Annotated in this window: 20 protein-coding genes; 19 read left to right on the forward strand and 1 reads right to left on the reverse strand. The window is 40.8% G+C overall.

The features are described from left to right. The first annotated feature begins 17 nt into the window (after positions 1 to 17). The 18 genes from rpsH (at position 18) to LG34_RS16760 (ending at position 10,759) form a co-directional block, all read left to right on the forward strand. A complete protein-coding gene (rpsH, locus tag LG34_RS10550; protein WP_109216004.1) occupies positions 18 to 419 on the forward strand; it encodes a 30S ribosomal protein S8 in 402 nt (133 codons plus the stop codon). A 333-nt stretch (positions 420 to 752) separates the two neighbouring features. Next, a complete protein-coding gene (rplF, locus tag LG34_RS10555; protein WP_109216005.1) occupies positions 753 to 1,292 on the forward strand; it encodes a 50S ribosomal protein L6 in 540 nt (179 codons plus the stop codon). 18 nt (positions 1,293 to 1,310) lie between these two features. After that, entirely contained in the window at positions 1,311 to 1,679 is a 369-nt protein-coding gene (rplR, locus tag LG34_RS10560; protein ID WP_109216006.1) for a 50S ribosomal protein L18, read from the forward strand. A gap of 17 nt (positions 1,680 to 1,696) precedes the next feature. Then, positions 1,697 to 2,206 carry a 30S ribosomal protein S5 gene (gene rpsE, locus LG34_RS10565; RefSeq protein ID WP_109216007.1) on the forward strand — a complete coding sequence of 170 codons (510 nt, stop codon included), beginning with the start codon at positions 1,697 to 1,699 and terminating at the stop codon, positions 2,204 to 2,206. A gap of 13 nt (positions 2,207 to 2,219) precedes the next feature. Next, positions 2,220 to 2,402 carry a 50S ribosomal protein L30 gene (gene rpmD, locus LG34_RS10570; protein WP_109216008.1) on the forward strand — a complete coding sequence of 61 codons (183 nt, stop codon included), beginning with the start codon at positions 2,220 to 2,222 and terminating at the stop codon, positions 2,400 to 2,402. Positions 2,403 to 2,420: 18 nt separating this feature from the next. Then, entirely contained in the window at positions 2,421 to 2,861 is a 441-nt protein-coding gene (rplO, locus tag LG34_RS10575; RefSeq protein ID WP_109216009.1) for a 50S ribosomal protein L15, read from the forward strand. Then, positions 2,861 to 4,177 carry a preprotein translocase subunit SecY gene (gene secY / locus LG34_RS10580; protein ID WP_109216010.1) on the forward strand — a complete coding sequence of 439 codons (1,317 nt, stop codon included), beginning with the start codon at positions 2,861 to 2,863 and terminating at the stop codon, positions 4,175 to 4,177. Before rplO ends, secY begins: the two co-directional genes overlap by 1 nt. 139 nt (positions 4,178 to 4,316) lie before the next feature. After that, complete coding sequence (locus tag LG34_RS10585) at positions 4,317 to 4,961, forward strand: adenylate kinase (protein ID WP_109216011.1); 645 nt, start codon at positions 4,317 to 4,319, stop codon at positions 4,959 to 4,961. Between the two features lie 21 nt (positions 4,962 to 4,982). Next, positions 4,983 to 5,780, forward strand: a complete 798-nt coding sequence (map, locus tag LG34_RS10590; protein ID WP_109216012.1) for a type I methionyl aminopeptidase — start codon at positions 4,983 to 4,985, stop codon at positions 5,778 to 5,780. Beyond that, positions 5,771 to 6,046: a KOW domain-containing RNA-binding protein gene (locus LG34_RS10595; RefSeq protein WP_109216013.1), complete on the forward strand. Its 276-nt coding sequence runs from the start codon at positions 5,771 to 5,773 to the stop codon at positions 6,044 to 6,046. The genes map and LG34_RS10595 overlap by 10 nt, the downstream gene beginning before the upstream one ends. Before the next feature lie 14 nt (positions 6,047 to 6,060). Next, entirely contained in the window at positions 6,061 to 6,279 is a 219-nt protein-coding gene (infA, locus tag LG34_RS10600; RefSeq protein ID WP_021739335.1) for a translation initiation factor IF-1, read from the forward strand. Between the two features lie 209 nt (positions 6,280 to 6,488). Next, entirely contained in the window at positions 6,489 to 6,602 is a 114-nt protein-coding gene (gene rpmJ / locus LG34_RS10605) for a 50S ribosomal protein L36 (protein ID WP_003022746.1), read from the forward strand. Between the two features lie 354 nt (positions 6,603 to 6,956). Next, positions 6,957 to 7,325: a 30S ribosomal protein S13 gene (gene rpsM, locus LG34_RS10610; protein ID WP_109216014.1), complete on the forward strand. Its 369-nt coding sequence runs from the start codon at positions 6,957 to 6,959 to the stop codon at positions 7,323 to 7,325. An 82-nt stretch (positions 7,326 to 7,407) separates the two neighbouring features. Continuing rightward, positions 7,408 to 7,803, forward strand: coding sequence for a 30S ribosomal protein S11 (gene rpsK / locus LG34_RS10615; RefSeq protein ID WP_109216015.1), 396 nt, complete (start codon positions 7,408 to 7,410; stop codon positions 7,801 to 7,803). Positions 7,804 to 7,822: 19 nt separating this feature from the next. Beyond that, positions 7,823 to 8,416: a 30S ribosomal protein S4 gene (gene rpsD / locus LG34_RS10620; RefSeq protein WP_109216016.1), complete on the forward strand. Its 594-nt coding sequence runs from the start codon at positions 7,823 to 7,825 to the stop codon at positions 8,414 to 8,416. A gap of 128 nt (positions 8,417 to 8,544) precedes the next feature. After that, a complete protein-coding gene (locus LG34_RS10625; protein WP_109216017.1) occupies positions 8,545 to 9,504 on the forward strand; it encodes a DNA-directed RNA polymerase subunit alpha in 960 nt (319 codons plus the stop codon). Positions 9,505 to 9,683: 179 nt separating this feature from the next. After that, complete coding sequence (locus tag LG34_RS10630) at positions 9,684 to 10,208, forward strand: bL17 family ribosomal protein (RefSeq protein WP_109216018.1); 525 nt, start codon at positions 9,684 to 9,686, stop codon at positions 10,206 to 10,208. A 377-nt stretch (positions 10,209 to 10,585) separates the two neighbouring features. After that, positions 10,586 to 10,759 (forward strand): hypothetical protein, encoded by a 174-nt coding sequence (locus LG34_RS16760; protein WP_177956967.1) that lies wholly within the window; start codon positions 10,586 to 10,588, stop codon positions 10,757 to 10,759. Positions 10,760 to 10,965: 206 nt separating this feature from the next. On the opposite strand, the gene LG34_RS10635 is transcribed toward LG34_RS16760, so the two are convergent. Beyond that, positions 10,966 to 12,507 (reverse strand): phosphomannomutase/phosphoglucomutase, encoded by a 1,542-nt coding sequence (locus LG34_RS10635; protein WP_242979878.1) that lies wholly within the window; start codon positions 12,505 to 12,507, stop codon positions 10,966 to 10,968. 279 nt (positions 12,508 to 12,786) lie between these two features. Here LG34_RS10635 and LG34_RS10640 point away from each other — a divergent pair, with 279 nt between their 5' ends. Then, a complete protein-coding gene (locus LG34_RS10640; RefSeq protein WP_109216019.1) occupies positions 12,787 to 14,169 on the forward strand; it encodes a short-chain fatty acid transporter in 1,383 nt (460 codons plus the stop codon). Positions 14,170 to 14,183 lie beyond the last annotated feature (14 nt).

Genomic DNA, 14,183 nt, shown 5'->3' on the forward strand with positions numbered 1-14,183 from the left:
ACAGGAGGAAACACAACATGACAATGAGTGATCCAATCGCAGATATGCTTACAAGAATCCGTAATGCAAATACTGCTAAACATGATACAGTAGATATTCCTTCATCCAAAATGAAAAATGCTATCGCAGAGATTTTATTCAACGAAGGATATATTGCAAAATACGAGATCATTGAAGATGGTAATTTCAAAACAATCCGTGTTACACTGAAGTACGGTGCTGATAAAAATGAAAAAATCATCACAGGTATCAAGAGAATCTCCAAACCGGGTCTGCGTGTATATGCAAGCAAAAACGAGATCCCGAAAGTTCTGGGTGGTTTAGGAACAGCAATCCTTTCTACAAACCAGGGCGTTATCACTGACAAAGAAGCTAGAAAACTTCAGGTTGGCGGAGAAGTATTAGCATTTGTATGGTAGGCCGGAAGCCACTTAGCGAAATCAAGCCTTCGGGCGCAGATTGAGGTTAGTGCGAGGTCCTTCTGTGAGATTAGCAAAAGCAAGCCATAGGCGCAGCTTGAGCTTAGCGAACAGAAGATTCCCGTGGAAATGTTCAGGAGCCAGAATATGGCTTCTGACAAACATCCTTAATTTCTCGATGAGAGAGTTAAGAGACTGCTTTACAGACAATGCTGTAAGGTGGTAAAATCTATAAACGATCCAAAAGTATAATTCCACTGCAAAGGTGGAACATACTGTGTAACAATGCATGTCGGCAGATGTCGACCAATACAGAATATAGGAGGTACGGGCATGTCACGTATAGGAAGAATGCCAATCGCGATTCCGGACGGAGTAACCGTAACAATCGCAGAAAATAATCAGGTGACTGTAAAAGGTCCTAAAGGAACACTTGAGAGAGTGTTACCTGCAGAGATGGATATCAAACAGGAAGGTTCTGAGATCATTGTAACCAGACCAAATGATTTAAAGAAAATGAAATCTTTACATGGTTTAACAAGAACTCTGATCCACAACATGGTAATCGGTGTAACAGCTGGTTACGAGAAAACACTGGAAGTTAACGGTGTTGGTTACAGAGCATCCAAATCTGGAAACAAACTGACATTAAACCTTGGATATTCTCATCCGGTAGAGATGATTGATCCAGAAGGCTTAGAGGCAGTTGTTGATGGAAACAAAATCATTGTAAAAGGTATCGATAAAGAAAAAGTTGGCCAGTACGCAGCAGAAATCAGAGATAAGAGAAGACCTGAGCCTTACAAAGGAAAAGGTATCAAATATGCTGATGAAGTTATCAGACGTAAAGTTGGTAAGACTGGTAAGAAATAATTGGAGGTGTGACAGGTAATGGTTAGTAAGAAATCAAGAACAGAAGTTCGCGTTAAAAAGCACAGAAGAGTGCGTAATCATTTAGCAGGTACTGCTGAAAGACCACGTTTAGCTGTTTTTAGAAGCAATAATCATATGTACGCCCAGATTATTGATGATACAGTTGGAAACACAATTTGTGCAGCTTCTACAATGGATAAAGACATTAAAGCAGCTTGCGAGAAAACAAATAACGTAGATGCAGCAGTTCAGGTTGGTACAGCAATCGCTAAGAAAGCACTTGAGAAAGGAATCACAACTGTAGTATTTGACAGAGGCGGTTTCATTTATCAGGGTAAAGTTCAGGCATTAGCAGACGCAGCACGTGAAGCTGGATTAAACTTTTAACAAGGAGGAAACAATACATGAAACGTACAATCATTGATCCCAGCCAGTTGGAATTAAATGAAAAAGTGGTATCAATTAAACGTGTAACCAAAGTTGTTAAAGGTGGACGTAACATGCGTTTTACAGCTTTAGTCGTAGTCGGCGATGGCAACGGTCATGTTGGTGCAGGTTTAGGAAAAGCAGCTGAAATTCCGGAAGCAATCCGCAAAGGAAAAGAAGATGCAATGAAGAAACTCATCGAGGTTAAATTAGACGCAAACAACAGTATTACACATGATACAACTGGTAAACATACAGGTGCATCTGTATTATTAAAAAGATCTCCGGAAGGTACTGGAGTTATCGCTGGTGGCCCGGCACGTAACGTGTGCGAGCTCGCTGGTATCAAAAACATCCGTACAAAATCTCTGGGATCCAATAACAAGCAGAACGTTGTACTTGCTACAATCAATGCGCTCAGCCAGTTAAAATCCCCGGAAGAAGTAGCTAGACTTCGCGGTAAATCCGTAGAAGAGATCCTGGGTTAAGGAGGGATATAAGATGGCAGATAAATTAAAAATCACACTTGTGAAATCTACAATCGGTGCAGTTCCGAAACATGTTAAAACAGTAGAAGCTTTAGGTTTAAAGAAACTTAACAAAACTGTTGAAATGCCGGATAACGCAGCAGTTCGTGGTATGATTCAGCAGGTTAGACATTTAGTAAAAGTAGAAGAAATCTAATAGTAAGGAGGTGCCACGATGGATTTATCAAACTTAAGACCGGCAGAAGGTTCAAAACACAGCGATAACTTCAGAAGAGGCCGTGGACACGGTTCAGGAAATGGTAAGACAGCAGGTAAAGGCCATAAAGGACAGAAAGCTCGTTCCGGAGCTCCAAGACCAGGCTTTGAAGGTGGTCAGATGCCATTATACAGAAGAATCCCGAAAAGAGGATTCACTTGCAGAAACTCCAAAGAGATCGTTTCTGTAAACGTATCTGCTCTTGAGAGATTTGAGAATGATACAGTTGTAACTGTAGACACTCTGATCGAGGCAGGACTTGTTAAAAACCCGAGAGATGGTGTTAAAATCCTTGGAAACGGAGAACTGACAAAGAAACTTACAGTTCAGGCAAACGCTTTCAGTGCATCAGCAAAAGAAAAAATTGAGGCACTTGGCGGAAATGCAGAGGTGATCTAATGCTTGAAACAGTCCGTAACGCATTTAAGCTCAAGGAAATCAGAAGCCGTATCATTTATACCCTGCTCATGTTAGTAGTGGTACGAATCGGTACGCAGCTTCCGGTTCCGGGAGTTAATGGAAGCTATTTCTCAGAATGGTTTTCTGGCAATTCAGGCAGCGCTTTCGGATTTTTTGATGCAATTACCGGCGGTTCTTTCGAGAAGATGTCGGTATTTGCATTGAATATTACTCCATATATTACGTCTTCTATTATTATCCAGCTTCTGACCATTGCGATTCCAAAACTGGAAGAGCTTCAGAAAGACGGTGAAGAAGGTCGTAAGAAGATGACTGCAATTACACGTTATCTGACAGTAGCACTTGCATTAATGGAATCTCTTGCTATGGCAATCGGATTCGGCAGAAGTGGACTTCTGATCAAATTTAATGCTCTGAATGTTATTACAGCTGTCGTAACATTGACTGCAGGATCTACCGTAATCATGTGGATCGGTGAGAGAATTACAGAGAATGGTGTAGGAAACGGTATCTCTATCGTACTTACAATCAACATTATCTCAAGAATCCCACAGGATCTTACATTATTATTTGAACAGTTTGTAAAGGGAAAAGAAATTGCATTCCAGGTACTGAATTTGGCAATTATTATTGCAATTATCATTATAGTAACAGTCTTAACTGTCGCTTTACAGGGAGCTGAGCGGAGAATTCCGGTACAGTATTCCAGAAAAGTACAGGGAAGAAAACAGGTTGGTGGACAGACATCTCATATTCCGTTAAAGGTAAATACTGCAGGTGTTATTCCAATCATCTTTGCACAGTCATTATTCATGTTCCCACTGATCATCATGCAGCTGCTTGGTAAATCTGGTGGAAACGGAATTGGCGGTACAATTCTTAAAATGTTAAATCAGTCCAATTGGTGTGATTTCAATGAACCGATATACTCTATAGGATTAATTGTATATATTGCATTAGTTATTGCTTTTGCATATTTCTATACATCCATTACATTTAATCCGTTGGAAATTGCAGACAATATGAAAAAACAGGGAGGCTTTATCCCGGGTATCCGTCCAGGTAAGCCAACCAGTGAATATCTGACAAAGATCTTAAACTACATCATTTTTATCGGTGCCGTAGGTCTGGTAATTGTTGCAGTTATTCCGATCTTCTTTGAGGGAGCATTCAATGCATCAATTTCATTTGGTGGAACATCTCTGATCATCATCGTTGGTGTTATCATTGAGACATTAAAACAGATTGAGTCCCGTATGCTGGTTCGGAATTATAAAGGATTTTTAAATGATTAATGTACTGTTGGAGATACTTGAAATTACAGGTATCTCCTATTGTGCTTTATAAATGTTTTTTAGTATTTTCAAAACGAAGCAAATCCTGTACAATAGAGAGAGCAGTAAGGGAAAGGCTCATATCGGAGGAGGAAGAACAATGAAAATAATTATGTTAGGGGCACCAGGTGCCGGCAAAGGAACTCAGGCAAAGAAGATTTCAGATAAGTTTGCCATTCCACACATTTCAACAGGAGATATTTTCCGTGCCAATATTAAAAATGATACAGAGCTTGGAAAGAAAGCCAAAACATATATGGATCAGGGACTGTTAGTTCCGGATGAACTGACCTGTGATCTTGTTGTAGACCGTATTTCAGAAGATGACTGCAAAAACGGATTCATTCTGGATGGTTTTCCAAGAACAATCCCGCAGGCAGAGTGCCTGACAGAAGCATTGAATGCACGTAATGAGAAAATGGATTACGCCATCAATGTAGATGTGCCGGATGAAAATATCATCAGCAGAATGTCTGGCAGAAGAGCATGCTTAAACTGTGGTGCAACATATCATATTGTAAATATTCCGACCAAGAAACCGGGAATTTGCGACCGTTGTGGAGAGCCGGTTGTACTTCGTGATGATGATCAGCCGGAGACAGTAAAAAAACGTCTGGATGTATATCATGCACAGACAAAACCTCTGATCGATTACTATGGCGATCAAGGTATCTTGAAAACAGTAGACGGCACTCAGCCGATGGAGACTGTTTTTGAAGAAATCGTGAAAATGTTAGAAGCTTAATGCTCCAGAATGGAGGAAAACATGTCAGTAACTATTAAATCTGAACGTGAAATTGAGTTGATCCGCAAGTCTTGCCATATCATTGCCAAGATTCATCAGGATCTTGGTAAAGAGCTGAAAGCAGGAATGTCCACTCTGGAAGTAGACAGCATGGCAGAAGATATGATCCGAAGCTATGGCTGCGTACCGAACTTTAAAAATTATGGTGGCTTTCCGGGTTCCGTGTGTGTATCCATCAACAATGAGGTAGTACACGGTATTCCATCAGCAAAAAGAATCATTCAGGACGGTGATATTGTAAGTCTTGATATGGGTTGCATCTACAAAGGTTATCATTCTGATGCAGCAAGAACCCATGCAATCGGTGAAGTTTCAGAAGAAGCCAGATTACTGATCGAACGTACAAGACAGAGCTTTTTTGAAGGTATTAAGTATGCGAAAGCAGGAAATCATCTTCATCAGATTTCCAATGCAATTGGTGCATACTGTGAGAAATTTGGTTATGGCGTTGTAAGAGATCTGGTAGGTCACGGTGTAGGCTGTGAGCTGCATGAAGATCCACAGATTCCGAATTTTGCTCAGAAAAGCAGAGGTATCCGTCTGCGTCCGGGTATGACATTAGCAATTGAACCAATGGTCAATGCAGGTCGTTATGATGTGGAGTGGACCGACGACGACTGGACAGTTATCACAGAAGATGGTTCTCTTTCAGCTCATTATGAGAATACAATTCTGATCACAGACGGCGAGCCGGAGATTCTGACACTGACAGAGGATGAGCGTGTTCTGATGCAGAATGGAGGACTGGGATGCGAGTAGAACTGGCATTGTCACTGGCAGGACACGATAAAGGGCATTACTATGTCATTTTGCGTGAAGAAGGAGATTTTGTCTATGTAGCAGATGGCATTCTGAAGCTGTGTGAACAGCCGAAGAAAAAGAACTGCAGACATATTCAACGGATTAAAAAACTGCCGGCAGAGGTGACAGAACTTCTTTTAAATCAGGAAGATCGAAACGATCTGAATGTAAAGCGGGCACTGAAACTGTATCAACAGCGTATCCAAAATACAGTAGAACAATAACAGGAGGCAAATCAATGTCAAAAGCAGATGTAATTGAAATGACCGGAACAGTTGTAGAGAAACTTCCGAATGCGATGTTTCAGGTAGAATTAGAGAATGGTCATCAGGTACTTGCTCATATCAGCGGTAAATTACGTACAAACTTTATTCGTATTTTACCGGGAGATCAGGTTAAAGTAGCACTTTCACCGTATGATCTGACAAAAGGCAGAATTACCTGGAGAGATAAATAGAACACGGAACTTGTAAGTATTTGTTTTTATACAAAAAGAGTATAAAAAACTTAAAAAACATGTTGCAATAAGGAATACTCCATGCTATAATACCCAATGACGCTTTTGGAGAACCAAGGGAATATTATGTATATTGCCTGGCTTCTATTCACAAAACGAAAAGGCTTTATAGTATGGAGTTTTTTTGTTTAAGGAAAGGAGGATTTGCTGTGAAGGTAAGATCATCAGTTAAACCTATTTGCGAAAAATGCAAAGTAATTAAAAGAAAAGGAAGCATCAGAATTATCTGTGAAAATCCGAAGCACAAACAGAGACAGGGTTAATCATTCTTTAAATAGATGATGAGAGCAGGTTGGAGACAACGCGAAACTGCTAATCCGTTCCTCCATGGAGCACTCTGCCACAGAGTACCAATTTGGAACAGGATCTGTTTGAATCAGAAGGGATTACAGCGTCTCCTGAAATTTTCCGGATGTGCGGCTGCAGCAAGATTCCCTCTGAATTTTGCTGTTCATGGCGGAAGATAAAACGACACTGTAATGTTTCTATAATATAGAAGCATTAATGAACAGCTGATACAGGTTGTGCACACATTTCAGGCCGGGTAATCCGGAGCTGCATAAAATGTATCGGGATGTAACTAAGAAAACGAAATCATTATGGAGGTGTAAACACACATGGCTCGTATCGCAGGTGTAGATTTACCAAGAGAAAAACGTGTAGAGATTGGCTTGACTTATATTTATGGTATTGGCGTTGCAAGTTCCAATCGTATTCTTGCAGAAGCAAAAGTTGATCCTAATATCCGCTGCAAAGACTTAACAGATGATGATGTTAAGAAAATCAGTGCAGTAATTGATGAGTCTCAGACAGTAGAAGGTGACTTAAGAAGAGAAGTTGCTATGAACATCAAGAGACTTCAGGAGATTGGATGCTATCGTGGTATCCGTCACAGAAAAGGACTTCCGGTTCGTGGTCAGAAAACAAAGACCAACGCTAGAACAAGAAAAGGTCCGAAGAGAACAGTAGCAAACAAGAAAAAATAATGCATTGAGATAGAGAGGTCGTCCATGGGACAGACCGCAATGCATTTTGACAAAAATCTGTAGAAAGTAGGTTAGTTTAATTATGGCTAAGAAAGTTACAAAGAAAGTGACTAAAAAGCGTGTAAAGAAAAACGTTGAACGTGGACAGGCACATATTCAGTCTTCTTTCAATAATACAATCGTTACATTGACAGACGCTGAAGGCAATGCTTTATCATGGGCAAGTGCCGGTGGTCTTGGATTTAGAGGTTCAAGAAAATCTACTCCTTATGCTGCACAGATGGCAGCAGAGACTGCTACAAAAGCAGCGCTCATTCATGGTCTTAAAACAGTAGACGTATTCGTAAAAGGACCGGGTTCAGGAAGAGAAGCAGCTATCCGTGCTCTTTCCGCAAGCGGCCTTGAAGTAACAAGTATCACAGACGTTACTCCGGTACCTCACAACGGTTGTCGTCCGCCAAAACGTAGAAGAGTCTAATTAGGAGGTGTAGTCTGAGATGGCAGTAAATAGAGTACCTGTTCTTAAAAGATGCAGATCCCTTGGTATGGATCCGATTTATTTAGGAATTGATAAAAAATCAAATAGACAGTCAAAAAGAGCAAACAAGAAGATCTCTGAGTATGGTCTTCAGTTAAGAGAAAAACAGAAAGCAAAATTCATCTACGGAGTTCTGGAGAAACCTTTCCACAACTACTATGAGAAAGCTGATAGAATGAAAGGCATGACTGGTGCAAACCTCATGACAATTCTTGAGAGCAGACTTGACAACGTAGTATTCCGTCTTGGATTAGCTAGAACAAGAAAAGAAGCTAGACAGATCGTTGATCACAAGCATGTATTAGTAAACGGCAAATGCGTAAACATTCCGTCTTACTTAGTAAAAGCTGGTGACACAATCGAAATCAAAGAGAACGCTAAAAGCTCTCAGAGATATAAAGATATCCTTGAGGTAACAGCAGGCCGTCTCGTTCCGGAATGGCTTGATGTTGATCAGGAGAACCTGAAAGGCGAAGTAAAAGAGTTACCGACACGCGAGATGATCGATGTACCGGTAGACGAGATGCTTATCGTCGAGTTATATTCTAAATAATCATGTAGGCAACGAGCAGTGCCGAATTTGCACAAAAATCAGACGCTTCATGGCATCATGCAGGCGGATGATTTTTGTGTCTTAAAATAAAAGCACTGATTAGTATAAAATTTAAGGAGGGACGTACAGTGTTCGATTTTGAAAAACCAAAAATTGAGATTGCTGAAATTTCAGAAGACAAAAAGTATGGCAAATTTGTCGTAGAGCCGCTCGAAAGAGGTTACGGCATTACTCTTGGTAATTCCCTGAGAAGAATCATGCTTTCTTCATTGCCGGGAGCAGCAGTTAGTCAGGTAAAGATTGATGGTGTTTTACATGAGTTCAGCTCAATCCCAGGTGTTAAAGAGGATGTTACTGAGATCATCATGAACATCAAAAATTTGGCTTTAAAGAATACCAGTCCAACAAATGAATCTAAAGTTGCTTACATTGAATTTGAAGGTGAAGGCGTTGTTACTGCAGCTGATATCCAGGCTGATCCGGATATCCAGATCATGAATCCGGATCTTGTAATTGCTCACTTAAACGGTGGGGTAGATTCCAAGTTATACATGGAACTGACAATTACAAAAGGACGTGGATATGTAAGCTCAGATAAAAACAAAGGCGAAGATGTACCGATCGGCGTTATCGCTGTAGATGCAATCTACACACCAGTTGATCGTGTAAACCTGACAATTCAGAATACACGTGTAGGTCAGATCACTGACTATGATAAACTTACATTAGATGTTCATACAAACGGAACACTTGAGCCGGATGAGGCTGTCAGCCTTGCAGCAAAAGTATTAAGCGAGCATCTGAATCTCTTCATCGACCTGTCTGAGAATGCTAAGACAGCAGAAGTCATGATCGAGAAAGAAGACAACGCAAAAGAGAAAGTTCTGGAAATGAACATTGATGAGCTTGAATTATCCGTTCGTTCTTACAACTGCCTGAAGAGAGCAGGAATCAACACTGTTGAAGAGTTGACAAACAGAACACCGGAAGACATGATGAAAGTTCGTAATCTTGGACGCAAGTCTTTAGAAGAAGTACTGGCAAAATTAAAAGAGTTAGGCTTACAGCTCAATCAGGGCGAAGAGTAATTCTTTTATATAACTCATTAAGCGGCAGAGGATATAAGACCGATGTGCGTTAATCTGTCGTCATTCATGAGTGGAGGAATATCAACAGGGCAGACAACAAAACGTCTCCCCGCATCACATTCGGTATCTAAGTCCAAAGAGCGTTGCCGGATGAACCACAATAATGGAGGGCTATTAAAATGGCAAAATATCGTAAATTAGGAAGAACATCTTCCCAGAGAAAAGCATTAATCAGAAGTCAGGTAACTGCATTACTTCACAACGGAAGAATCATCACTACAGAGGCTAGAGCAAAAGAAGTTCGTAAAGTCGCTGAAGGTCTGATCGCATCTGCAGTAAAAGAGTGCGATAACTTCGAAGAAGTTACTGTAAAAGCTAAAGTTGCTCGTAAAGACAGCGAAGGCAAGAGAGTAAAAGAAGTTGTAGATGGTAAAAAAGTTACTGTTTATGATGAAGTTGAGAAAACAATCAAGAAAGATATGCCGTCCCGTCTTCATGCAAGAAGAGAGATGCTGAAAGTTCTTTACCCTGTAACAGAGACAGGCGCAAAGAAAAAAGATACTAAAGAAGTTGATTTAGTAGATAAATTATTTACAGAGATCGCACCAAAATACAAAGATCGTAACGGTGGATACACAAGAATCGTTAAAATCGGTCTTCGTAAAGGTGACGGAGCAATGGAAGTTGTTCTTGAGTTAGTATAAGATTTACAGAGTACTTCATGGAGTCATACGAAAAGAAATTTTCGTATGACTTCTTTTTTTGTGTAATTTAAAAATATTTTGCATGGAAGTTTGCATAAAAACCTTGTTAATAAATTGTTGATGATCCACAGTACTTGTGCACCATGCTACGAAAGACCATTCAAATGTATTCATAAAGTATGCGGATTGCACATTTCCAATTGGTAACAAGTGATTGAAATAATACATTAATAAGTTTTTGTTATTATAAGGTAGCTTTTTTCTATTGGAAATGTATTAAATCATATTGTATTATAAGCATGTGCTTGAGAAAGTACAAAACATAGGGAATAAATAATTAATAAAGGGAATAATTGGAAAGAACGGAGGGAATTCATATGAGAAGTACGGAAAACAAAAAAGTAACTGTTACAGCTGTAGACAGCAAATATCGTTGTAACTTATGTGGACACCTTACAAACAATTTTGGCCGTCGTTGCCCACAGTGCGGAACAGTGATTTCTGTTTATACAGCAACAGACGTAACCTTTGATGCTACTTCATACCGATAAGAAGCAGCACAACAAATTAGTAATTTTCAAATACCAACATAAATACCAAACCTTCATGTTCGTGTAGAAGGGAAGCTACACGATTAAAACCTAACTCTTTATATACTTTGTCCGAAGTATGAAACAGAAAAAAGAAGCGGAACGAACCGCTTCTTTTTTTGTGCAATTTATATGCAATATTTTTGTACACTTATACTATTCCTTTATTACAGTGCGGACAGGTCAAGTTTGTCAAAATCTTCCACCAGACTCTGTGCAATCCCTGTGATGATCTCCAGATCACGTACTGTCTGTCCTTCCAGATTTAAAACCATAACCGGATCATGCAGAGAGGCTCTCAGAAGCATCCAGCCGGTACATACACCAGAGAAGCGGATTCTTACCCCTTCATAGGCAGTTGGAAGCTCAAAGCCGGACTCAGAAGCTCTGGTCTTGAACTCTGCCAGTACACGGGAGCCATAGCTGTGGAAATCCTCTGTAAGAATCGGAAAACGTACTTCACGGTCGGCATATTCGGTGCTGAGACCGGAAATGAAATGATCAATAGTTTTTCCTTCACGTTTCGCTTTAGCGACGGCAATCACCAGTTTGACAGCCAGATAAGCGCCGTCATCCAGATAATAATTCTCTTTCAGGCAGCCGTGACCGGAAGTCTCCATAGCCAGTGGGCTTACAATGCCTTTGGCATTGAGTTCCTTACATTTGTTGATTACATTTTTGTAACCGCGCATATAAGGCAGATGCTTCAGACCAAGCTGATTTTCAAGAAAGTCAGTCAGACGGTCGGAAGTAACGGAATCCGTGATAATGGTGCTGCCCGGATAATCCGGCGCCAGAATAGCTGCAATCATGGCGATAATGGAATCACGGTTGATCGGTGTGCCATCGGACAATACAGCAGACATACGATCTACATCCGTATCAAAGATCAGACCAAGGTCAGCACCAGCAGCAACGGTTGCGTCACAGATGGCTTTCATAGCGTCTTTGTTTTCCGGGTTTGGAATATGATTTGGGAACATACCGTCCGGATCAAGGAAATTGCTTCCGATTGTGTCTGCACCCAGTTCATTTAATACTTCATTTACAAAGAATCCACCGGCACCGTTTCCGGCGTCTACAACAATCTTTAATCCTTTTAATGGTTCGTCATAATTTTCGGCATTTACGCCATCACAGATCTTCATACACAGATTTGCACTGTAAAGTGAGATCAGTTCAAACTCTGTCAGACGGTTGCAGTCTGTCGGCAATGGTCTGGTCAGTGTGTCTGATGATACCTGCTCTGCCAGTCCTGCGGCAATTTCAAGAATGGCAGTAATATCATCGTGCTCCAGTCCGCCGTCTTTGTCAAAAAACTTCAGTCCGTTTCTGTTAAACGGAAGATGGCTTGCTGTGATCATGCAGGCACCATCGTACCGGGTTTCCGGATATACGATGGACATGAACATGGCAGGTGTGGAAGCCATGCCACAGTCGGATACGTAGATGCCCTCGTCTAACATACCCATCATAGCCTGCTTTTTCAGCTCAGGACCGGTGATTCTGGAGTCTGTACCGATACCGATGATACATTCGTCCGGCTTGATATTTTTCTTTTTCAGAAGCCAGATGGCGAATGCACGACCGATCAGGTACGCTGCCTCGGAAGTCAGTGTGACATGCTCATTTTCGATGCCTTCACACGCGATGCCCCTTACATCGCTGCCGTTCTGCAACTTCAGTAATTCAGTTTTACTCATTGACATAAAATGATTTGCTCCTTTTTATTCTTTTTCAGATTGATTATAATTCAGTCGCGTATGGAATACAAGAGAGAATGAAAGAGAGAAAAATAGGAGTGGTTTATAAGCGAATTTGCCTACTATTTTTTACAAATATAAAATCTTTATAAAAAATGCTAAAAAAGTATAAAAACGATTCAATTTTTCTCAAATTTGATTTGTTATTAAGTAACTGCTTGGTAACTCAAAAAAAGAGGAGTATAATACAATGCATAGTTCAAGGTAGAGAAAGGAGAGGGGACTATGTTTAAAAAATTTACAAATGGCTGTGTAAAACTCGTACAGCGATTCCTTCCTGACGCATTCGTTTTCTGTATTATCTTAACGATTGTCGTATTTATCGCAGCAATGCCGGTAGCAGGTATGAATCCGATCGAAGTTGCAAACGCCTGGGGATCAGGTGTATGGGGACTGTTAGCATTCTCTATGCAGATGGCACTGGTTCTTGTACTTGGTAGTGCATTGGCAAACGCACCGGCTATCAAGAGAATTATTGTAAAACTTGCTGGAGTACCGAAAAAACCAGCAGGAGCAGTTGCATTTGTTACAATTATTTCTGCAATCTGCTGCTTTATTAACTGGGGATTTGGTCTGATCATCGGCGCATTACTTGCAAAAGAAGTAGCAAAGAAGATTAAAGGTCTTGATTATCGTCTGATCATTGCAGCCGCTTATTCAGGATTCGTAATCTGGCATTCAGGAATTTCCGGATCTATTCCGCTTGGTATGACAGCTCTCGATGTTGACGGAACTGTTGCAAATACAGGTGGAGCAGTTACAGAGGTTGTTCCTACATCACAGACAATTTTCTCTGCATGGAACCTGATCATGGTTGTAGCAGTAGTAGTTGTTGTCGCTATCGTAAATGCAAAAATGCATCCGGATGCAAAAGATGTTGTTTCCATAGATCCGAAACTTCTGGAAGATGCACCGGAAGCAGTTGAGACAAAAGCGAAAAAAGATCGTACACCGGCTGAGAAACTTGAGAACAGTATGATTCTTTCTTATATCGTTGTTGTAATCGGAGCAGTTTATCTGATTTACTATTTCGTGAATGCAGGTTCTATTCTGAACGCATTATCACTGAATATCGTAAACTTGATTTTCTTAATCCTTGGTATTGCATTCCATAAGACACCGATCGGTTATGTAAAAGCCATCATGGAGTCTGCAGAGAGTGCTGGTGGTATTATCTTACAGTTCCCATTCTACGCTGGTATTCAGGGTATGATGGTTACCGCAGGTTCAAACGGCGTATCCCTTGCATCTGCAATCAGTAATGGATTTGTAAGTATTTCTACACCGCGTACATTCCCGGTACTGTGCTACTTAGCAGCAGGTATCGTAAACTTCTTCGTACCGTCAGGCGGCGGACAGTGGGCTGTTCAGGGACCTATCATGATGCCTGCAGGATTAAAACTTGGCGTTACACCAGCTGTTACAGCTATGGGTATTGCCTGGGGTGATGCATGGACAAACATGCTGCAGCCGTTCTGGGCACTTCCGGCACTTGGTATCGCAGGTCTGGGTGCAAGAGATATCATGGGTTACTGTGCAATCGTACTGATCGTATCCGGTATCGTTACAGCACTTGGATTCCTGTTCTTAGTACCATTACTGGCATAGGAAGAAATAATTTT

The organism is Eubacterium ramulus, from assembly GCF_003122485.1.
Taxonomy (GTDB): Bacteria; Bacillota; Clostridia; order Lachnospirales; family Lachnospiraceae; genus Eubacterium_I; species Eubacterium_I ramulus_A.